The 20,509-nt window shown below is 73.0% G+C and carries 13 protein-coding genes; 6 read left to right on the top strand and 7 right to left on the bottom strand.

Going from position 1 to position 20,509, the window contains the following annotated elements; all coding sequences use genetic code 11:
* Nucleotides 1-25: 25 nt before the first annotated feature.
* Both AC5L38_RS23865 and AC5L38_RS23860 read left to right on the top strand, forming a co-directional pair.
* A complete protein-coding gene (locus tag AC5L38_RS23865) occupies nucleotides 26-1,318 on the top strand; it encodes a homoserine dehydrogenase (protein WP_495245029.1) in 1,293 nt (430 codons plus the stop codon).
* A gap of 281 nt (nucleotides 1,319-1,599) precedes the next feature.
* Nucleotides 1,600-2,436 carry a polysaccharide deacetylase family protein gene (locus AC5L38_RS23860; RefSeq protein WP_495245028.1) on the top strand — a complete coding sequence of 279 codons (837 nt, stop codon included), beginning with the start codon at nucleotides 1,600-1,602 and terminating at the stop codon, nucleotides 2,434-2,436.
* Nucleotides 2,437-2,481: 45 nt separating this feature from the next.
* On the opposite strand, the gene helR is transcribed toward AC5L38_RS23860, so the two are convergent.
* The 5 genes from helR to AC5L38_RS23835 all read right to left on the bottom strand — a co-directional run bounded on the left by helR (nucleotide 2,482) and on the right by AC5L38_RS23835 (nucleotide 10,854).
* Nucleotides 2,482-4,629 carry an RNA polymerase recycling motor ATPase HelR gene (helR, locus tag AC5L38_RS23855; protein ID WP_495245027.1) on the bottom strand — a complete coding sequence of 716 codons (2,148 nt, stop codon included), beginning with the start codon at nucleotides 4,627-4,629 and terminating at the stop codon, nucleotides 2,482-2,484.
* Nucleotides 4,630-4,938: 309 nt separating this feature from the next.
* The gene (locus AC5L38_RS23850) at nucleotides 4,939-6,639 is read right to left on the bottom strand and encodes a glycosyltransferase family 2 protein (RefSeq protein WP_495245026.1); all 1,701 of its coding nucleotides are present in this window, start codon (nucleotides 6,637-6,639) and stop codon (nucleotides 4,939-4,941) included.
* A gap of 95 nt (nucleotides 6,640-6,734) precedes the next feature.
* On the bottom strand, nucleotides 6,735-8,657 hold the full coding sequence (locus AC5L38_RS23845) for a glycosyltransferase family 2 protein (RefSeq protein ID WP_495245025.1): 1,923 nt from the start codon (nucleotides 8,655-8,657) through the stop codon (nucleotides 6,735-6,737).
* On the bottom strand, nucleotides 8,657-10,375 hold the full coding sequence (locus tag AC5L38_RS23840) for a glycosyltransferase family 2 protein (RefSeq protein ID WP_495245024.1): 1,719 nt from the start codon (nucleotides 10,373-10,375) through the stop codon (nucleotides 8,657-8,659). Before AC5L38_RS23840 ends, AC5L38_RS23845 begins: the two co-directional genes overlap by 1 nt.
* Nucleotides 10,372-10,854, bottom strand: a complete 483-nt coding sequence (locus AC5L38_RS23835) for a hypothetical protein (RefSeq protein WP_495245023.1) — start codon at nucleotides 10,852-10,854, stop codon at nucleotides 10,372-10,374. Before AC5L38_RS23835 ends, AC5L38_RS23840 begins: the two co-directional genes overlap by 4 nt.
* A 430-nt stretch (nucleotides 10,855-11,284) precedes the next feature.
* Between AC5L38_RS23835 and AC5L38_RS23830 the strand changes: the two genes are divergently transcribed.
* Nucleotides 11,285-13,090 (top strand): glycosyltransferase family 2 protein, encoded by a 1,806-nt coding sequence (locus tag AC5L38_RS23830; RefSeq protein ID WP_495245022.1) that lies wholly within the window; start codon nucleotides 11,285-11,287, stop codon nucleotides 13,088-13,090.
* On the opposite strand, the gene AC5L38_RS23825 is transcribed toward AC5L38_RS23830, so the two are convergent.
* Nucleotides 13,074-13,871, bottom strand: a complete 798-nt coding sequence (locus AC5L38_RS23825) for an SAM-dependent methyltransferase (RefSeq protein ID WP_495245021.1) — start codon at nucleotides 13,869-13,871, stop codon at nucleotides 13,074-13,076. The two genes, AC5L38_RS23830 and AC5L38_RS23825, sit on opposite strands and share 17 nt — an antisense overlap.
* Before the next feature lie 224 nt (nucleotides 13,872-14,095).
* On the bottom strand, nucleotides 14,096-15,664 hold the full coding sequence (locus tag AC5L38_RS23820; protein WP_495245020.1) for a glycosyltransferase family 2 protein: 1,569 nt from the start codon (nucleotides 15,662-15,664) through the stop codon (nucleotides 14,096-14,098).
* A gap of 214 nt (nucleotides 15,665-15,878) precedes the next feature.
* Here AC5L38_RS23820 and thrC point away from each other — a divergent pair, with 214 nt between their 5' ends.
* The 3 genes from thrC to rho all read left to right on the top strand — a co-directional run bounded on the left by thrC (nucleotide 15,879) and on the right by rho (nucleotide 20,493).
* Nucleotides 15,879-16,937, top strand: coding sequence for a threonine synthase (gene thrC / locus AC5L38_RS23815; protein ID WP_495245019.1), 1,059 nt, complete (start codon nucleotides 15,879-15,881; stop codon nucleotides 16,935-16,937).
* Nucleotides 16,937-17,926 carry a homoserine kinase gene (gene thrB / locus AC5L38_RS23810; protein WP_495245018.1) on the top strand — a complete coding sequence of 330 codons (990 nt, stop codon included), beginning with the start codon at nucleotides 16,937-16,939 and terminating at the stop codon, nucleotides 17,924-17,926. The genes thrC and thrB overlap by 1 nt, the downstream gene beginning before the upstream one ends.
* A gap of 467 nt (nucleotides 17,927-18,393) precedes the next feature.
* Nucleotides 18,394-20,493: a transcription termination factor Rho gene (rho, locus tag AC5L38_RS23805; protein ID WP_495245017.1), complete on the top strand. Its 2,100-nt coding sequence runs from the start codon at nucleotides 18,394-18,396 to the stop codon at nucleotides 20,491-20,493.
* Nucleotides 20,494-20,509 lie beyond the last annotated feature (16 nt).

Here is a 20,509-nt window from a genome sequence, read left to right as displayed (position 1 = left end):
GTGAGTTACGAGGGGGCGTGACCGCATGGCACTGAAAGTCGCACTGCTGGGATGCGGCGTCGTCGGCTCCCAGGTGGTCAGGCTCCTGCACGAGCAGGCCGACGACCTCGCCGCCCGCATCGGGGCGCCGCTGGAGCTCGCCGGGGTCGCCGTGCGGCGCCTGGGCCGCAGGCGGGACGCCGACGTGGACCCCGCCCTGCTCACCACGGACGCCGAGGCCCTGGTCACCCGGGACGACATCGACATCGTCATCGAGGTGATCGGCGGCATCGAGCCCGCCAGATCGCTCATCCTGGCCGCGCTGAACAGCGGCAAGTCGGTCGTCACGGCCAACAAGGCGCTGCTCGCCGAGGACGGCGCGACCATCCACGCCGCGGCCAGGGCCGGTGACGCCGACCTCTACTTCGAGGCGGCCGTCGCGGGCGCCATCCCGCTGGTCCGGCCGCTGCGCGAGTCGCTCGCCGGGGATCACGTGCACCGCGTGCTCGGCATCGTCAACGGCACCACCAACTACATCCTCGACCAGATGGACTCCAGCGGGGCCTCGTTCTCCGACGCGCTCGGGGAGGCGCAGGCGCTGGGCTACGCCGAGGCCGACCCGACCGCCGACGTGGAGGGCTTCGACGCCGCGGCCAAGGCCGCGATCCTCGCCGGGATCGCCTTCCACAGCCGGGTGACGGCCGCCGACGTGCACCGCGAGGGCATCACCGAGATCACCGCGACGGACGTGGCCAGCGCCAAGGCCATGGGGTACGTCATCAAGCTGCTGGCGATCTGCGCCCGCTCCGACGACGGCAGGTCGTTCGGCGTACGGGTGCACCCGGCGATGATTCCCCGGACGCACCCGCTGGCCGGGGTCCGCGAGGCCTACAACGCGGTGTTCGTCGAGGCGCGGTCCGCCGGGCAGCTCATGTTCTACGGCGCGGGCGCGGGCGGCGCCCCGACCGCGAGCGCCGTGCTGGGCGACATCGTGGCCGTGGCGCGCAACGTGCTGGCGGGCACCCGTGGTTCGGAGGAGTCCACGTACGCCGACCTGGTCGTGCACCCGATGGGCGAGACCGTCACGCGCTACCACGTCTCCCTGGACGTCGCCGACAAGCCCGGCGTGCTCGCCAGGGTCGCCGACATGTTCGCCAAGCAGGACGTCTCCATCCAGACCGTCAGGCAGGAGGGGCACGGCGCGGACGCCCAGCTGGTGCTGGTCACCCACCGGGCCAGCGACGCCGCGCTCTCCGCCACGATCGAGGGCCTGCGCGAGCTGGACATCGTCCGCGACGTGGTGAGCGTCATGCGCGTTGAGGGCGAGGACGCCTCCTAGCGACACCCCACCGGGCCGGCCCGCGGCCGGCCTGCTCGGTCCGGGGCCCTGCTCGGTCCGGGGCCCTGCTCGGTCCGGGGCCCTGCTCGGTCCGGAGCCGCTCGGCCTGCGGGCCCGTGTCGACTCGGCGTGAGCGTGCTCTGCCGTCGCCACCCCCGCCGGGGGCGGCGACGGCGGGGCACGCGCGGTTCCCGTGCCGTGCCATGCCGGCTCGGCATCGAGTTCCTGGGCATTTGATAACGGATCATTTAGTAGCGTCTATCGGCTTATAAGGTGCTTTCATGCTTTATTTGCCGTTCCGCGAGAGAAAGCTCACCGCGAAGGTCTTTCGCCGGGCGGTGGCGTCCGCCACGGCGCTGGCCGCCGTGGTGGCGCTGGGCCCGGCCGCCCACGCGGCGGCCGAGCGGCCCGCGAGGAAGGCCGGAACGGTCGTCGCCCTCACCTTCGACGACGGGGACTCCTCCCATCCCGCCGTGGCCCGCATGCTGGAGAAACGCGGGATGCGTGGAACGTTCTACATCAACACCGAGACCGTCGGCGACGAGCAGAAGCTGACCCGGCGCGGCCTCGCCGGGATCGCCGGGAAGGGTCACGAGATCGGCGGGCACACGCTGACCCACGTCCGCCTCACCGAGCTGACCCAGAGCGAGCAGGAAGGCCAGATCTGCGACGACCGCAGGACGCTGGTGGCGTGGGGGTACCGGCCGACCACCCTCGCCTACCCGTTCGGCGCGGTCGACTCCGACGCCAAGACGGTGGCGCGGCGGTGCGGCTACGACGCGGCCCGCGGGGTCGGCGGGCTCAAGGAGTGGGGCTGCCCCGCCTGCCCGGCGAGCGAGGCCCTCCGCCCCAAGGACCGCTACGACATCCGCACGCCGGGCTCCGTCCGCGAGGACACCCTGCTCCGGCACATGAAGCAGCAGGTCCTCAACGCCGAGAAGGGCGGGGGCGGGCTGGTCCCGCTGGTGTTCCACCGCGTCTGCGACGACTGCGGCCTCTACTCGACGACTCCCAAGCTCCTGGGCCAGTTCCTCGACTGGCTGGCGAGCCGCAAGTCCCGCGGCACGGTCGTGCGGACCCTGCAGAGCGCCGTCGGTGCCCGTTACCGCCCCATGTGACGTTCTCCTCGTACGGGACGGCGCGGGGCCGTCCCGTACGAGGAGTCAGGGGCTCGTGAGGACGACGAGCCGCTGGGTCGCCCGGGTCATCGCGACGTAGCGGTCCACCGCTCCCTCGACGCCCTCGCCGAACGCCTCCGGGTCGACGAGGACGACCAGGTCGAATTCGAGCCCCTTCGACAGCTCCGGGGTCAGCGACCGGACGCGGGGCGTCGCCCGGAACGTGGGATCGCCGATGACGCAGGCGATCCCGTCGGCGTGCGTTGCGAGCCAGGTGTCGAGGACCGAGCCCAGCTCCGAGGTGGACCCGTGGACGACGGGGACGCCGCCGCCGCGGATGGAGGCCGGCACGTTGGCGTCCGGGAGCACGGCCCGGATGACCGGCTCGGCCTCCGCCATGATCTCCTCGGGCGTCCGGTAGTTGACGCTCAGGGAGGCCAGCTCGATCCGGTCGATCCCGACCCGTTCGAGCCGCTCCCGCCACGACTCGGTGAACCCGTGCCTGGCCTGGGCGCGGTCGCCGACGACGGTGAAGCTCCGGGACGGGCAGCGGAGCAGCAGCATCTGCCACTCCGCGTCGGTCAGTTCCTGGGCCTCGTCCACGACGATGTGCGCGAACGGCCCGGCGAGCAGGTCGGGGTCGGCGCCGGGCAGGCCGGTCTCGTCGACCAGGGCGTCCCTGATGTCCTGGCCGTGCAGCATCGTCACCGCGCCCTCGCCGTCGTCGTCGGCCTCCAGCAGGATGTCGACGACCCTGGCCATCTCCTCGCGCCGGGCGGCGACGGAGGCCTCGTGCCGGCGCCTGCGCCGTGACGCCTCCGGGTCGCCGAGCCGCTGCCGTGCCGCGTCCAGGAGCGGCAGGTCGGACACCGTCCACGCCTGGGCGTCCGGGCGCTGCAGCCTCCGTACGTCGTCGGGGCCGAGCCAGGGGGCGCACAACCGCAGGTAGGCCGGTACCGACCACAGGTCTCCGACGAGGTCGGCCGCCTCGATCAGCGGCCAGGCGCGGTTGAGGGCCGTGAGCAGCTCCCTGTCCCGCGACAGCGACCTGCGGAGCAGGTCGGCCGGGACGTCGTCGTCATGCTTGTCCGTCAGGATCGTGAGCAGCTCCTCCCAGATCCGGTCGCGCGCCTCGTTGTGCGGGGTGCCGGGTTCGGGCGCCTCGAACGCCTCGGCCCAGTCCTCGGCGCTCAGCCAGACGTCGGACCAGTGGGTCGTGACCGTCATCCCCTTGGCGGGCGGGTTCTCGTAGAACCTGACGGCCGGCTCGATCGCCCGCACCAGGTCCGCGGACGACTTCAGGAGGGCCACCGCCGGGTCGGCCTCGACCGTCGCCGTGGCTCCCTCGGCGACGAGGTCCCGCAGGGTGCAGGTCCGCACGCCCTCCTCTCCCAGGCTGGGGAGGACGTCGGCGACGTAGGCCAGGTAGGGCTGGTGCGGGCCGACGAACAGCACGCCGCCCCGGCGGTGGCCGAGACGGGGGTCGGAGTAGAGGAGGTAGGCGGAGCGGTGCAGGGCGACGACGGTCTTCCCCGTGCCCGGACCGCCGTCGACGACGAGGGCGCCGCGCGATCCCGCGCGGATGATGGCGTCCTGGTCGGCCTGGATGGTGCCGAGCACGTCCCGCATCCGGGGCGACCGGTCGCCGCCCAGGCTGGCGATGAAGGCGGACTGGTCGTCGAGCGCGGCGTGCCCCTCGAACCCGTCCGGGGTGAACACCTCGTCCCAGTAGTCGCTGATCCGGCCGCGGCTCCAGCGGTACCTGCGACGGCTCGCCAGGCCCATCGGGTTGGCGTGGGTGGCCCCGAAGAACGGCTCGGCCGCCGGGGAGCGCCAGTCGACCAGCAGCCGGCGGCCCTCGCCGTCGGTGAGGCCGAGCCGCCCGACGTACACGGGCTTGGGGTCGTCCGCGCCGACCATGCGCCCGAGGCACAGGTCCAGGCCGAAGCGACGCAGCGCGCGCAGGCGGGAGGTCAGCCGGTGGATCTCCAGGTCCCGGTCCAGCACCTGCCGGCCCTTGCCGCCGGGCGCCCTGCGCTCGGCGCCGAGACGGTCGGACAGGTCGGCGATCGAGCGATCGAGACTCTCGGCGATGGCGGCGAAGTGCCGCTCGTCGCCTGCGATCAGCGCCGGGTCGGCCTTGGGCGCGAGGTGGCCGGGAAGGTCGAACACGCTGGTGGACAGCGGGTTCATCCCATCACCTCCGCGCCGGGTTCCCGCGACCGCGTCGCGAGTTCCGGTTCCCGCGACCGCGTCGCGAGCCCCACCGGCGGTCCGACGCCCCCGCCCGGCTTGTACGCCGACAACAACACACTCATTCCGCGTCCCCCGGTTTCCGCAGGTTACAGCCTCGGCCGACGATTCTGAGGCATGACCCGGGTCTTGTGGCAAGCCCCCCGGTGCGCTATACGTTGAGAGTGGAAAGGAGTGATTGCTCCTCTTTTCCCGTTTTTCTTGTTCGCCCGCCGTGACGGACGTACCCCCTCGCGCTCGGGAACCCGCTCAGGAACCCTCGGTGAGCCTGCGGAGCCGGCGGGCGGCGCGGCTGAGCAGGGAGCGCTGCTGGGCCTGGCGCAGGGCGACGGCCTCCAGGCGGCGCTGCTCGGCCTTCTCCTTCCACCTCACGGTGTCGCGGCTGCCCTTGGCGGCCTTGGCCCGCAGATCCTTCAGCTCGGCCTTGAGGGCGGCGACCTGCCGCTGGGCCCGTTCGGTCTCCCTCGCGCGCGACTCGGCCGCGGCCTTCCAGTGCGCGGCCTCGCGGTTGCGGTTCACGGCCCAGGAGGGGTACGCGCGCGCCGCGGGCCGTAGCTTCCAGGACTCCGCGTCCAGCCAGGTCGCCCCGTGCAGGTCGGCGATCACGTCGTCGAGCCGCTCGCCCTCGCGGGCCACGCGCGTCGCCCTGGCCACGGCGGAGGTCCGCTCCAAGCGGGCGGCCAGGACTCCCGACTCGTCCTCGTCCAGCGCCACGAGCAGCAGTCCCTCGTCGTCCCGCTCCGCCTGCTCGACCAGCCTGGCCAGCGAGTCAGCGCCCGGCACCCACCCGGCCGGGCAGACCAGGCGGAACGGCGCGGGCGCCGAGGTCGCGGGGACCCGCTCGGCGAAGGAGACGCGGCCGTCGTGGGCGTACTGGCCGCGCAGCAGCCGCAGGTCGAGCAGCGGGTCGTCCAGCGGCGCCGGGCGCTCGCCGGCCAGGGACGCCCACGGCCCGGTCAGGGTGACGCGCACGTCGGGCAGGGTGCTGGCCAGCGCCCCGTCGACGCTCGCCCTGACGTCCTCGAAGGAGGCGCCCGCGGCGTCCACCACGACGTCGACGTAGGGGACCAGCCACTGCCGGCCCGCGTCGGTGCGCAGGTGGCGCCGGTACGGGATCCGGTCGGCGATGAACGGGTCGTTGTGCCGCCTGACGTCCGCGGGCCTGCGCATGGCGGTCGTGGTGCCCAGGTGCCAGCTCAGCGCCTCGGTGTCGGGGACGAACACCGCGCCCGTCTGGGTGAGCCGGTAGCCCAGCTCGGTGTCCTCGCCGAGGGCCAGAGAGGTGTCCAGCCCTCCCGTCTCCCTCAGCAGGGCGGCGGGCAGCGAGACCGTCGCGCCCACGTGGACGCGGTGCAGCAGGGAGCTGGGCGCGTCGCGGAAGCCGCGGTGGGCGGCGACGAGCTCGCCGATCCAGTCGTGCCCGTGCTCGGGGTCCTCCTCGAAGAGGAGGTTCGCCCTGTCCTTGGCGACGGCGATCTGGACCTCGGCGGGGGTGGGCGGGATGCCGGTCATGGCGGTGAAGCGCAGCGTCCCCATCACCACCAGGTAGCCGGCCAGGTGGTGCCAGCGCATGTGCGCCTCGACGTGCTCCCGGTAGGAGACGATGTCGGAGTCCATCCGGTGGATCACCTGGCCGTCCGCGACGGCCGTGCCGGTCTCCAGGGCCCAGGCGATGCCCCGGCGGCCGGGGGCGTTGCCGACGATCCGGGTGTGTTCCGGGGCGATCTCGGGGAGACGGAGCGGGGGCGAGCTGCCGTCGTCCACGACGATCACCTCAAGGAGGTGGGAGGGGTAGGTCTGGGCGGCGAGCGCGGCCAGCGTGAGGTCGAGCCTGTCCTGCCGCCCCCTGGCGGGGATCACCACGCTGACCGCCAGGTGCGGCTCCCACGTGCCCGGGGCGGGCGCGGCCAGCACCCCGTAGTCGTTGCCGGGGATCCGCGGCGTGCTCACGGCGCCTCCTGCGGCCGGGACCGGTTCGGGTTCCGCGTACGGCGCGCCGGGGACGCGCGGCGCGTACGGCGTGCCAGGGGGGACGCGCGGCGTGCTCACGGCGCCTCCGGGGGGAGTTCCATGAGCGCGCTGGGCCGGAAACCGCGCCACTGGCGCTTGTTGCGCCGCAGGAACGTGCCGATCGGCTCGCGCCAGGTGTGGTTGGCGACGTTGCCGCGCCGCAGGATGTAGCCCAGGCCCTGGGTGCGGTAGATCTGCCCGCCCGCGGCCTGCACGGCGTGCTGGAACTGGGCGTCGATCGTGCCGGGCATCGGGCGGAAGCCGCCCACGGCCTCGAAGGCGGAACGTTCGGAGAAGATGGTCCCCCCGGCGATGAAGTTGGTGATCTGCTCGGTGATCTGCTCGCGGTGGACGGTCACCCCGATCGAGGCGAGATAGACGAACTCGGGGACCATGCCCACGACCTGGGCGCCCGAGTAGGAGTGGGCCAGCAGCAGGTCGGAGATGAAGTCGGGCCCGTACCAGTCGTCGTCGTCCATCTTCAGCAGGAACGACCCCGAGGCCCTGGCCGCGGCCTGGTTCAGCACGCTCCCGAAAACGGTCCCGCCGTCGGCCTCGACCACGGTGACCGGCCGCTCGAAGGCGGCCAGGGCCCCGGCCACGGCGGGGTGCGTCGCGGGGACGCCGTGCAGCGCGAGGATCACCTCGAACGCGGCGCCGCGCTGCCTGGCCAGCTGCTCCAGCGCGAAGCCCACCATGTCCGGGCGGCGGGTGACGAGCAGCACCGAGACCGTCGGCACGGGCGCCACGGGGGCTCCCAGCTGCTCCCAGCGGGCGCGGACCCCGTGGACGCGCAGCGCCTCGCGCCGCAGCCGGATGCTGTGCTCCTCGCGCTCCAGGTCGTCCTTGAGCGCGGGCACGTCGACCGAGGTGATCAGCCTGGCCAGCTCGGGGCCGAGGGCGCCCGCCCAGCGCGGCACGGCCTCGGAGACCAGGGGCACCCCGGCCGCCGCCAGCCCCGTGACGACCCGCAGCGCGGCGGCCGGGCCGGTGTGGCTGCGCCGCCAGTCCACCCGCACCCCCCTGACCTGCCTGACGCGGTTGACGTCCACGTCCGTGACGAGGCCGGAGGCGTCGAAGGTGGTGAGCGTCCTGCCCTCGCAGGTGATCGTCCAGCGGCCGGACTCGGAGGAGAGGTCGGCCGTGCCGAGGGTCGGCACGGTGATGAAGTTCATGGGATTGACCGAGCGGGCGTCGATCGGGGGGATGGTCCAGGGCTCCGACAGGTCGCCCAGGCCGTTCTCCAGGATCCTGCCGCCGCCGGGGCGGCCGAGCCTCTCCCAGGTCAGCAGCTCGGCGACCGGGCGGTCCACCGCGGCCTCGGCACCGGTCCAGGACGGCGGCTCCTCGCCGACCGCGCGCACGACCAGGTCGGCGCCGCGGGCGCCGAACCTGTCGGGGACGGGCCCCGTCAGGGAGGCCGGGGCCGCGTTCGGGTCGCCGGGGCGCCAGTGGGCCGCTCCCGGTCCCGCCAGACCGGCGACGGGCCCGGCGACGGCGTCCATCCGGTGCCCGCCGAACGCCCTGGCGGTCGCGGCGAGCGTCCGCCCCGCGGGTACCGGCTTGGAGAAGCTCGCCTCGACCACCCAGGCGTGCTGTTTCGGCTGGTGGACGCGGAGTTCCACCAGCGCGCGCCAGCGGTGGGCGGGGGTGGGGGCGAGCACCGGCGCGGTGTACCAGTGCGGCGTCTCCCGTACGGCGACGACGACCCGGGGGGCCATGGGCAGCAGCGACTGCAGGCTCGCGGCCCTGCGGACGTCGGTCGGCGTGCGGGCGAGTACCAGGATCTCCCCGGCGCCCTCCTCGGCGCGCGGGATGCCGTCGAGGTCGCCGTCGAGGTCGATGACCTCGTACGGCTCCAGCTCGCCGGGCGTCTCGAAGCCCACGCGGTAGACGAGGACGCGTCGCTTGCCGTTCCGCTCCTGGGCGGCACGGACCAGTTCGATCAGAAAGGACATCAGCCGGTCTTCCCCAGACGCCTGGCCATAGAAGTGATCTTTCCCAGCGGTCCGCGCCGCCGCTCGCCCGCCAGTCGCCCGGTCTCCGCCCGCAGCCGTTCCGTCTCCGCGCGGAGGCTCTCCACCTCGTCCTTCAGGCTCTCCGCCTCGCGCTTCCAGCGGGCGGAGTCGGCCCGCCATTTCGCGGTGTCCCCGGCGACGGGCTCCGCCTCGTCGGCGGTCGTCACACCGACCTCGGCGGCGCCCACCCAGAGCGAGCCGAACATGTCGTGGACGACGTCGTCGAGCCCGCCGTCGGGTCCCTCGCTCACCAGCGCCGCCCTGGCGAAGGCGGCGGTGCGCTCGAACCTGGCCGCCCTGACCCCGCAGGCCCCCTCGTCGAGCGCCGCGCTCAGCAGCCCGTACTCCTCACTCTCCGCGAGCTTGACCAGCTCGGCCAGGCTGTCGGCGCCGAGCGCCCACCCGGCGGGGACGGTGAGCCTGAACGGCGCGGGCGCGGAGCCCGCGGGCGCCTCCTCGGTGAAGGAGACGCGCGGCTCGTGGACGTACAGGTTGCGCACCAGGCGCAGGTCGAGCAGCGGCTCGTCGAGGGAGGGGCGGCGTCCGGCGGGCAGGTCCGCCCAGGGCCCGACCACGGTGACGGCGACGTCGACGAGGGTCCCCGCCAGCGCGGAGTCGACGCTCGCCCGCACGTCCTCGTAGGAGGCGCCGCGGGCGTCGACGACGACGTGCACGTACGGCACCAGCCAGGCCCTGCGCGGGTGGGTGCGCAGCCAGCGCAGGTCGGGGATGAGGTCGGGCAGCACCGACCAGTTGTGCCGGTGCACCTCCTTCTCCCGGATCATGACCGTGGACGGCCCGAGGTGCCAGGCGCGTGCCCGCGGGTCGGGGACGAAGATCGCGCCGGCCTGCGCGAGACGGAAGCCGAGATCGGTGTCCTCACCCATGTTCAGCGTGGTGTTCACCCCGCCGACCGAGCGCAGCAGCGCCAGGGGGACCGAGGTGGTGGCACCCGAGTGGAGCCGGTAGGCCCCGGCGCCCGCGTCCCGCAGCCACCGGGTCTCCTCCAGCACCCCGGCGCGCCACTCGTGCGGCGCGGACTCGTCGAACAGCTTCTCCGCGTCCCCCGCGTCCACCGCGGAGAAGACCTCCCTGGCGGAAGGGGCGGTCCCGTCGGGGGTGAAGCGGACGTCGCCCATCACGACGGCGTAGGGGGCGAGATGGTGCCAGCGCATGTGCGCCTCGACGTGCTCCCTGTCAAGGATCATGTCGGAGTCGACCCAGTGCAGGACGTCTCCCGCCGCCGCGGCGGCGCCGGTCTGGCGGGCCCAGCCCCGTCCCCAGCGGCCTTCTGGCACCCGGACGAGCCGGGTGTTGGCCGGGGTGATCTCGGGGACGCGCAGCGGCGGGTCGCTGCCGTCGTCGGAGACGACCACCTCCATGAGGTGCGCGGGGTAGGTCTGCGCGGCCAGCCCGGCGAGCGTGCGGTCCAGGGCCTCCTGGCAGTCGTGCGCCGGGATCACCACGCTCACCCTGAGCCGGGGCTCCCATTCGCCCAGGTCGGGCGGGAGCAGCGTCCCGTAGTCGTTGTGCCGGACCCTGGCGCGCGGGACAGCACCCCGGTCGCCCCGGTCGTCCCGCTCGGTTCGGCCGCCCCGGTCGTCACGTGGGCGGCCGGGCGGGGTGGCGCCGGAGGTGGCGAAGCCGGTCCCGGTCACGCTTCCCTCCCCGCTCTTTCCTCCGTAGTCCGTTCGGTCCCGGCCTCCACCGTGCCCAGGCGCGGCAGCAGGTCGTGGACGATCTCCTCGATCTCCTGGCGCCGGGGTACGGAGGCCAGCCGGTCCTCGCCCAGGGAGACCAGGATCGCCTGCAGGTCCTCGTCCCGCTTGCGCTCGTGCTCCTTCAGCAGCTCGACGATCTCGTCCAGCCGCCGGTCCAGCCGCTGGGTGGCCGTCTTGACCGTGGCCAGCTCCGCCTCGTAGCGCTTGACCCGGGCGTCGATCCGCTGTGCCTTGCCGTCGACCCTGCGTACGGTCGCGACCGCCAGCACCTGGACGGCGAGCACCGTCGCGATCGCGCCGAGCACGACGGTCGCCGTGACCGAGATGATCCCGGTGGTCGCGAGCAGCGTCAGCGCGATCAGGAACACCGGGCCGAGTGCCGCCGCCAGAAGCGTCAATTTTCGGGGCGTGGGCATCCGCGCTTACCTTCCGTGCCGCTCTGTCGTTACTTGTCCTTGTGGGTGGTAAATGAGGCTATCGGCTCCCCAAGTGCAAATACGGCGATAAATAGGAAATTCGAAGGTTCCTGTGACCTGTGTGACAGCTGTGAGTCGTCGGGGTCATCGTCGATGTCAAGTGGGAAGTGTGGCGAGAAGGGATCTTCCCACCTCGCTATCCTTCGCTCGTGCCCGCACAGCCGACCGCCCTCCCCCCGCCCTCTCCCGCCACCCCGGCGAGCCTCCCACGGCCGTTGCCGACGGCGTGCGCCCCCGGCGCCCCCGGGGATCGCGGGGCTCGCGGAACCCCCGGCGCCGGGCACTCCCGGCGGCCCTCCCCGGCCGGTTTCCCGCCCGTGGCGTCGAACCGGTGGCGCGGCCTCCGCCCGAGCCCGATCCTGGAAGCGCCATGACAGCACGGATCGCCGGTAACGACTACCGAAGCCTCACGCCGCCCGCCCTGGGCTCCTGGACCCCCTCGCTCCGGGTCAGCGTCGTCGTTCCCGCGTACGGCGACCAGGAGAAGCTCGACCTGACGCTCGCCGGGCTGGCCGCGCAGACCTATCCGGCGGCGTTGACCGAGGTCGTCGTGGTCGACAACGGCAGCAGCCCGCCGCTGCGCCTGCCGGCCCTGTGCCCCGCGAACACCCGGCTGCTCGTCTGCCCGGTCCCCGGCCGCGCCCACGCCCGCAACGCCGGGCTGGCGGCCGCCGGCGGCGACGTGATCCATTGGCTCGACTCCGACGTGGTCCTGGACCGCAGGTCGGTCGAGGCGCACATGCGCTGGCACCACGCGGCCCCGTACCTCGTGGTGACCGGCTACCTGCGCTTCACCCCGGCCGCGCTGCCGGCCCCCGAGGTGGTCGCCGCCGCCGACGACCTGGCCAAGCTCTTCGAGCCCGCCGAGCCGCACGCCTGGCTGGTCGACCTCGTCGAGCGCACCGACGGGCTCACCGCCAACCCGCACCGCGCGTTCAGCCTGCACGTCGGCGGCGCGACCTCGGTCAACGCCGCGCTGTTCGCCGCCGCGGGGCCGATGGACACCGACCTGATCCTCGGCCAGGACACCGAGATGGGCTACCGGCTCGCCCAGGCGGGCGCCGTCTTCGTCCCCGAGCCGCTGTCGCGCGCCTTCCACCTGGGCCCGACCATGCGCATGCGCGACAAGGCCCCGATCGACCGGGTCAGCCACGCCTTCGTCGCGGACCGGATCCCCTCCTACCGCTGGCTCCGCTCCCACCCGGCCAGGCAGTGGAAGGTGCCGTACGTGGAGGTGGTCGTCGAGCCCGGAGGGGGGCGGGAGGGCCGCGAGGGTCGCGAGGGTTACGCCTACGACGAGGTCCGCGCCACCGTCGACGCCGTGCTCGCGGGCACCCTGCCCGACGTCGCGGTCACCCTCACGGGGCCGTGGGACCGCGTCGGCGCCGAGGGGCGCGCCCCCCTGAAGGATCCCGACCTGGACCTGGTGCTGATCCGAGGCCACTACGCCCACGAGCCCAGGGTCCGCTTCGCCGACGAGGTCTCCGCAGCCCCCGCAGCCCCCGCAGCCCCTGCCGTCCCGGCCCTCCCCGTCGACCGGCCCGGTGGCCCCGCCGCGTCCGGCCCCGCCTCGGCGGTCCCGTACCGCCTGCGGCTGCCCGCCGGATGGGTGCCCGGCGAGGACACCCTGGCCCGCCTGCTCGACCTGGCCAGGGACGAGGGGTACGGCCTGGTCTCGGTGCTGCTGTCCGAGGGGGACGACGGCGCGACCGGCGCGACCGGCGCGACCGGTGAGACCGGGGGGAGCACCGGGGCGGGCTCGGGAAGGACCGTCGTCAGGGCGCGGCTGGAACGTGCCGCCGCGTTCGCGCGCGCCGCGATCGTGCTGGAGGAGGGGGAGGACCTCGACTCCGCCGTGGACGACACCTTCGGCGTGATCTGGGTGGACGGCGAGACCTACGGGTTCGCGCCCGAGGCCGGTGTCCTCACCGGCCGTCGCGGCGCCTACCGGGCCAGGGCGGAGGCGGCGGCCGAGGTGGCCCGTCTCACCAAGGAGGCGGAGCGGCTCCGCGAGCAGGTGGCCAAGTGGCGGGAGGAGGCCGGTCGCTGGCGCAGGAGCACGGTCGAGCTGCGCCGCGAGGTCGGCACCCTGCGCAAGGAGCTGGCCGCCGCCAGGAAGGTCGTCCAGTACGGGCTGCTGACCTCCGTGAAACGGGCCATCACCCGCCGCCGCTGACGACGCCGACGCCCCCCAGGAAATAGGGGTCGACACCCCTGTAGGGCACGGCGGTGCGGGGCGCCGGCCGCCATTCTGGCAGGTTGACGACGCCGGGCTCGACCAGGTCGAAACCGTCGAACAGGCGGACGATCTCCTTGCCGGTACGGGCGACCAGGTGGGCGGAGGCACGGTCGTAGACCTCGCCCACCCCCTCGGCGGTCTCCGGGCGGGCGTCGGTCGCGGCGTGGGAGAGGACGAGGTGGCTGCCGGGCGCCATGGCCCGGCGCAGGGTGGCGACGATGCCCGGGGGGTCGTGCGCGTCGGGGACGAAATGCATGATCGCCAGCAGGAGGATCCCGACGGGCCGTCCGAAGTCGATCGCCGCGCGCACGTCCGGGTGCTCCAGGATCTCCCCGGGCCGGCGGACGTCCCCGTCGACGACGGTCACGTTCTCGTTCTTGCCGAGGATCGCCCTGCCGTGAACCAAAACGGTCGGGTCGTTGTCGACGTAGACGGTTCGGGCGCCGGCGGCGATCTGGTGCACGTTGTTCTGGGTGGGCAGCCCGGCGCCGAGGTCGAGGAACTGGTCGATCCCCGACGCGGTGAGAAAACCGACCGCCCGCCTCAGGAACGCGCGATTGGCGCGGGCGCCGTGCCGAATCTCGGGGGCGATCTCCAACGCCCTCTCCGCGGCCCGCCGGTCAACCGGAAAGTTGTCCTTGCCCCCGAGGTAGTAGTCGTACATGCGGGCGACGTTGGGAATGTGCGTCTGGACACCCTTGGGTATCTGGTCGGCCATGTGCCGCTCCCAGGTAATGACATTTCCAGAATTGCGTAGATCATAGCCACTTGTAATATCAAAAAGGCCATTATCAACACCGGCGAGATCGCGCCACAGCCGCCTCTCGCCCGCCCCGGGCGTCCTTCGCGCAACCCCGCTCAGTTCTTGAGGGCGGCACGAATCCTCGCGCGCAACCCCGCTCAGTTCTTGAGGGCGGCACGAATCCTCGCGCGCAACCCCGCTCAGTTCTTGAGAGCGGTGCGAAGCCTTCCCAGCAGCGAACCGCGTCCCTCCTGCCGCTGTTCCTGGCCGGAGATCCGCTCCACCGCGGGCCTCGCGGCCTCCCGCCCGCCGGCCGCGGTCCCGGACGAGGCCGGGACCCGGGCGGGGGACGGCTGGGGAGCCGGGGGAGCCGGGGGAGCGGGCTCGACCGGCCAGAACTCCGGCCGCTCGCCGCGCCGCACGCCGTGGGTGGCCCCGATCGAGGCGGCGACGTCGTCCGCGCCGAGCAGCCTCGCCCGGCCCAGCGCCTCGGTCCGCTCCAGCGTCGCCTCGCCGTCGCCGCCGAGCCCGACGACGACCATGCCCGAGCGGTCGTCCTGCATCGCGCGGATCATCCGCTCCAGCGTGTCGCGTCCCAGCGGGACCGAGACCGGGCCCGTGTAGCGGAACGGGATCGGGGCGGGGGTGGCGGAGACCTCGTCGGCGAACCGCACCCGCTCGTCGTGGGCGAAGTGCTCGCGCAGCAGCCGCAGGTCGAACAGGGGGTCGTCCAGCACCGGCCGGCGGTCCCCGGACAGTTCCGACCACGGGGCGACCAGGGTGACGATCACGTCGCCGAGCGACCCGTCGAGCGCCGCGCCCACCGCCTCGCGTACCCGCTCCTCGGGCCCGTCGGCATGGAGCACCACCTCCACGTACGGGACCAGCCAGTGGCGTCCCCGGTCCTTGCGCAGGTCGCGGCGGAGCGGCACCCGGTGGGCCAGGTAGGGGGCGACGACACGCACCGCCCGCCGCGGGTCGCGGCGCTGGGCGGGAAGTCCCAGATGGACGGCCTGGGCGGCCATGTCGGGGACGAAGACCACGCCGTGCGCGGCCAGCCGGTAGGCGAACTCGGTGTCCTCGCCCCGCAGCACCCCGGGATCCACCCCGCCCACGGCCTGGAAGATCTCGCGCCGCATCGACACCGTCGGCCCCGTGCACACGTGGTACGGGTTGCGGCTGGCCCGCAGGCCGTCGGTGCGGGCGATCGTCTGCTCGGTGGAGCTGGGCAGGGCGCCCGACAGGTCGAAGAGGGAGTCCAGCGAGCCCCCGCGCACGCCCTCGTGCACCCGCGCGGCCGTCAGCGCCGGCTCCTCGACGAACTTCTTCGCGCCGATCGTGACCAGGTATCCGGCCAGGTGGTGCCATCGGGCCAGGGCCTCGATGTGCTCGCGGCAGACGACCATGTCGGCGTCGAGGCGCTGGATGATCCGCCCCTCGGCGAGGGCGGCGCCGGTGTTCACCGCGTGCGCGATGCCCCAGCCGGAGGAGCCGGTGGGCACGATCCTGGTGCCGTCCGGGACGATCTCCGGCAGCCGCAGCGGCGGCTCGCTGCCGTCGTCGACCACGATCACCTCCATGAGGTGCCCCGGGTAGGTCTGCGCGGCCAGCGCGGCGAGGGTCAGATCGAGCCGGTGCTGCCCGCCGTGGGCCGGAATGATCACACTCACCGGGAGTTCCGGATCCCACTCGCCGAGGGCGGGCGGGTCCAGGGGCGAGTAGTCGTTGTGCCGGATCGGTGGCAGGTCCGCCGCCGTGCCGCCCGTCATGATGTGACACCCCTTGTCGTGGTCCCCTTTGTCAAGCTCTGTCAAGCCCCGCAGACCATACCGGCCGATCCTTAGAGTTCCCTGGAGACAGGACGCCCGGCTTGTCCATTTGGTGGACAACGCATCCCGGAGCCGGGCGCGTTACCCGTAGACTCGTTTTCCAATACCGCAGGTAGCACGCGCTCGGACCGGCCGCGCGCGGTGAGGAGCAATCATGACCAGGGCGTGGCGTGGCCTCATCGAGGAGTACCGTGACCGACTTCCGGTGACCACGGCGACGCCCGTCGTCACGCTCCTGGAGGGCGGCACCCCGCTCGTCCCGGCGAACCGGGTGTCGGCGCTGACCGGCTGCGAGGTCTACCTGAAGGTCGAGGGCCTGAACCCGACCGGAAGCTTCAAGGACCGTGGCATGACCATGGCCATCAGCAAGGCCGTCGAGGACGGGGCGAAGGCCGTCATCTGCGCCTCGACCGGCAACACCAGCGCCTCCGCCGCCGCCTACGCGGTCCGCGCGGGCCTGACCTGCGCCGTGCTGGTGCCCCGGGGCAAGATCGCGATGGGCAAGCTGGCCCAGGCGCTGGTCCACGGGGCCAGGCTGCTCCAGGTCGAGGGCTCCTTCGACGACTGCCTGGAGATGACCAGGAAGCTGTCGGAGAACTACCCGATCGCGCTGGTCAACTCGGTGAACCCGTTCCGGCTCCAGGGCCAGAAGACCGCCGCCTTCGAGATCGTCGACGCGCTCGGGGACGCCCCCGACATCCACTGCATCCCGGTCGGCAACGCGGGCAACATCTCGGCGTACTGGATGGGTTACACCGAGTACGCGGGCGACGGCGTCGCGACGAGGACGCCGCGCATGTTCGGCTTCCAGGCCAGCGGCGCCGCGCCGATCGTCGGCGGCGCGCCGGTGACCCACCCGCACACGATCGCCACCGCGATCCGCATCGGCAACCCGGCCTCCTGGCAGCTCGCCGAGACCGCCCGCGACGAGTCCGGCGGCGTCATCCAGGCCGTCACCGACCGCCAGATCGCCGCCGCGTACAAGCTGCTCGCCCAGGAGGAGGGCGTGTTCGTCGAGCTCGCCTCCGCCGCCAGCGTGGCGGGCCTGCTCCAGGCCCACGCGCAGGGGCTGGTCGAGCCCGGGCAGCGCATCGTGTGCACGGTGACCGGAAACGGTCTCAAGGACCCCGACTGGGCCATCTCGGGCGCGCCCACCCCGGTGACGATCCCGATCGACGCGCACGCCGCGGCCACCGCCCTCGAACTCGCCTAGTGGACCCCAACGGCACCCACGGCCTTTTCGGGACCCCGACGACCGGCGGCACGGCGAGGGCGACCGTCCAGGTCCCCGCGACCTCGGCCAACCTCGGTCCCGGATTCGACACGCTGGGGCTCGCCCTCGGCCTGCACGACGAGATCGAGGCCGAGATCTCCGACTCCCCCGGCATCGACATCGCGGTCGAGGGCGAGGGGGCCGGCGAGCTCGACCTGGGCGAGGGGCACCTCATCGTCACCACGATGCGCGCGACCTTCGACAGGATGGGTCTCCCGCAGCCGCGCGGCATCCGGCTGCGCTGCCTCAACCGGATCCCGCACGCCCGCGGTCTCGGGTCCTCCTCCGCCGCGATCTGCGCCGGGATCCTCGCCGCCCGGGCGCTGGCCGCGACCCCGTACGCCCGTTCCGGCCGGGATCACCCGCCCGAGCTGACCGACGACGACGCCTTCGCGCTGGCCACCGAGATCGAGGGCCACCCCGACAACGTGGCGCCGTGCCTGGCGGGCGGGCTCACCGTCGCCTGGACGGACCCCGGGGGCGTGCCGCACCTGGTGCGGCTGCTCCCGCACGAGGCCGTCAGGCCCGTGGTCCTCGTCCCCGCGCACCGGCTGTCGACCGAGACCGCCCGCGGGCTGCTGCCCAAGGACGTCCCGCACGCCCACGCCGCCGCGAACGCCGGCCGGGCCGCGCTGCTGATCGCGGCGCTGACCGCCAGGCCCGAGCCCGAGCTGTTGCTGGCCGCCACGGAGGACCGCCTCCACCAGGACTATCGCGCCCCCGCGATGCCGCATACCGCCGAGCTGGTACGGCGGCTGCGGAGGGCGGGGGTGGCCGCGGTCGTCTCGGGAGCGGGGCCCACGGTTCTTGCGTTGTCAACGATGAATACGCAGGATTTGATCGCACCGGAAGTGGGTAATGACTGGCACATCCAGCCACTGGATGTCGAAACCAGGGGCGCCCGCGTTGTTTCTCTTGAGACACGCTGACGACTCTTCGACCTTCAGGGAATAGCTGTGTGCGCTGGTGATGTTAGGCTGATAGCCGCACCAGGTGCCCCGCGTTGGGTGCGTGCTTGTCAGCCACACATCGCTGCATCATGTCTCACCTGGTGAGACATGAGCGCCGCAGTGGCCTCCCCGAATCCGTCGCCTCCGAATGCTCCAGATTTCGGTTGGGGCAACGAGAAGCGGCGTTTTAGGGGACATGCGCGTTCGATCTACCTCGACATCTGGTTGCCGGTAGCAATCCGGGGGGGTGTCCTCCAAGTCCCACCGTCGGCGATTCTCGATGGTGACGGCCTGGATCCGCCCTTCTCCGACAGTGGCGGCGGCTCTCCATGGGCCGCCGAGGATCGCGACGTGCAACCCGACCCGGTCTGTCCCACCGGGTCGATCGCACCACCGGGACGATTGGCTGATCATGGCCACGCCCGACCCCTGGGAAGGACCCATTAGTGAGCGACACCACCGAACTCCTCTCCGACGTCACCGGCACGGCGCCGGCGTCCGGCGACACCCCCACCCGCCCCGCGGCCAAGCCGCGCCGTCGCTCCGGCACAGGCCTTTCCGCCATGGTGCTGCCTGAGCTGCAGGCCATGGCCTCGGGCCTCGGCATCAGCGGGACCGGGCGGATGCGCAAGAGCCAGCTGATCGCGGCCATCCAGGAGAAGCAGGGCGTCTCCACCGAGAGCGCCCAGGCTCCCGCCGCCGTCAAGGAGACTCCTGCCGTGGCCGCCTCGGCCGCCGTGGCCGAGCCGGTCGCCGAGCGTCCGGCGCGCACCCGCAGGGAACGTTCCCGCCCCGTCGTGGCCGCCGAGCCCGTCGTGGAGCAGGCGCCCCCCGCCCCCGAGCCCGTGGCCGCCGCCGTCGTCGCGCCCGAACCCGTCGCGGAGCAGCAGACCATCGACACCGCCCCGGCCGAGGGTCGTGGCGAGCGCGGCGAGAGCCGTCGCGAGCGCGGCGAGCGCCGTGGCCGCAACAGCGAGCGCGGCGAGCGCCGTGAGCGCGGCGACAACCGCCCTGACAACCGCTCCGACAGTCGGGCCGACAGCCGCTCCGACGGTCGCGCCGACCAGCGCGCCGCCGACGCCGGCCAGAACCGCGGCGAGCGGCTCAACGACCGCGGCGAGCGGTCCAACGAGCGCGGCGAGCGCGGCGAGCGGCTCAACGACCGTGGCGACCGCACCAACGACCGCGGCGAGCGCGGCGAGCGCGGTGACAGGGGCGAGCGCGGCGACCGTGGCGACCGTGGCGACCGTGGCGACAGGGGCCCGCAGAACCGGGGCCCGCAGGACCGCAACGACCAGCACGGCGTGGGCGACGACGACGACCGCCGTGGCCGTCGTGGCCGGTTCCGCGAGCGCAACCGTCGTGGCCGCGAGCGCTTCGACAGCAACGAGCCCGTGGTGGGCGACGACGACGTCCTGATCCCGATCGCCGGAATCCTCGACATCCTCGACAACTACGCGTTCGTCAGGACCAGCGGTTACCTTCCGGGTTCCAACGACGTCTACGTCTCGCTGGCCCAGATCCGCCGCAACGGCCTGCGCAAGGGCGACGTCGTCACCGGCGCCGTCCGCCAGCCCCGCGACGGCGAGCGCCGCGAGAAGTTCAACGCGCTCGTCCGCCTCGACACGGTCAACGGCATGGACCCCGAGCAGGCGCGGCAGCGGCCCGACTTCAACAAGCTCGTCCCGCTGTACCCGCAGGAGCGCCTGCGCCTGGAGACCGAGCCGAACATCCTGACCACCAGGATCATCGACATGGTGGCGCCGATCGGCAAGGGCCAGCGCGGTCTCATCGTCTCCCCGCCCAAGGCGGGCAAGACGATGGTGCTCCAGTCGATCGCCAACGCGATCACCCGCAACAACCCCGAGTGCCACCTGATGGTCGTCCTGGTGGACGAGCGTCCGGAAGAGGTCACCGACATGCAGCGGTCGGTGAAGGGCGAGGTCATCCACTCGACCTTCGACCGTCCGGCCGAGGACCACACCACGGTCGCCGAGCTCGCCATCGAGCGCGCCAAGCGCCTGGTGGAGCTCGGTCACGACGTGGTCGTGCTGCTCGACTCGATCACCCGTCTGGGCCGCGCCTACAACCTGGCGGCCCCGGCCTCCGGCCGCATCCTGTCCGGTGGTGTCGACTCCACCGCGCTCTACCCGCCGAAGCGTTTCTTCGGCGCCGCCCGCAACATCGAGAACGGCGGCTCGCTGACGATCCTCGCCACCGCGCTGGTCGAGACCGGCTCCAAGATGGACGAGGTCATCTTCGAGGAGTTCAAGGGCACGGGCAACCTGGAGCTCAAGCTCAACCGGCAGCTCGCCGACAAGCGGATCTTCCCCGCGGTGGACGTCGACGCGTCCGGCACCCGTAAGGAGGAGATCCTCATGGGCAAGGACGAGCTCCAGATCACCTGGAAGCTCCGCCGCGTGCTGCACGCCCTGGACATGCAGCAGGCCCTCGAGCTTCTCCTGGAGAAGATGAGGGAGACCAAGTCCAACGCGGAGTTCCTGCTCCAGGTGCAGAAGACGACGGTCAGCTCCGAGCGCGACTGATCATCCGCCCCACGTC

This window comes from Streptosporangium nanhuense (genome assembly GCF_059358815.1).
This window is presented reverse-complemented; position numbering and strand designations above follow the sequence as displayed.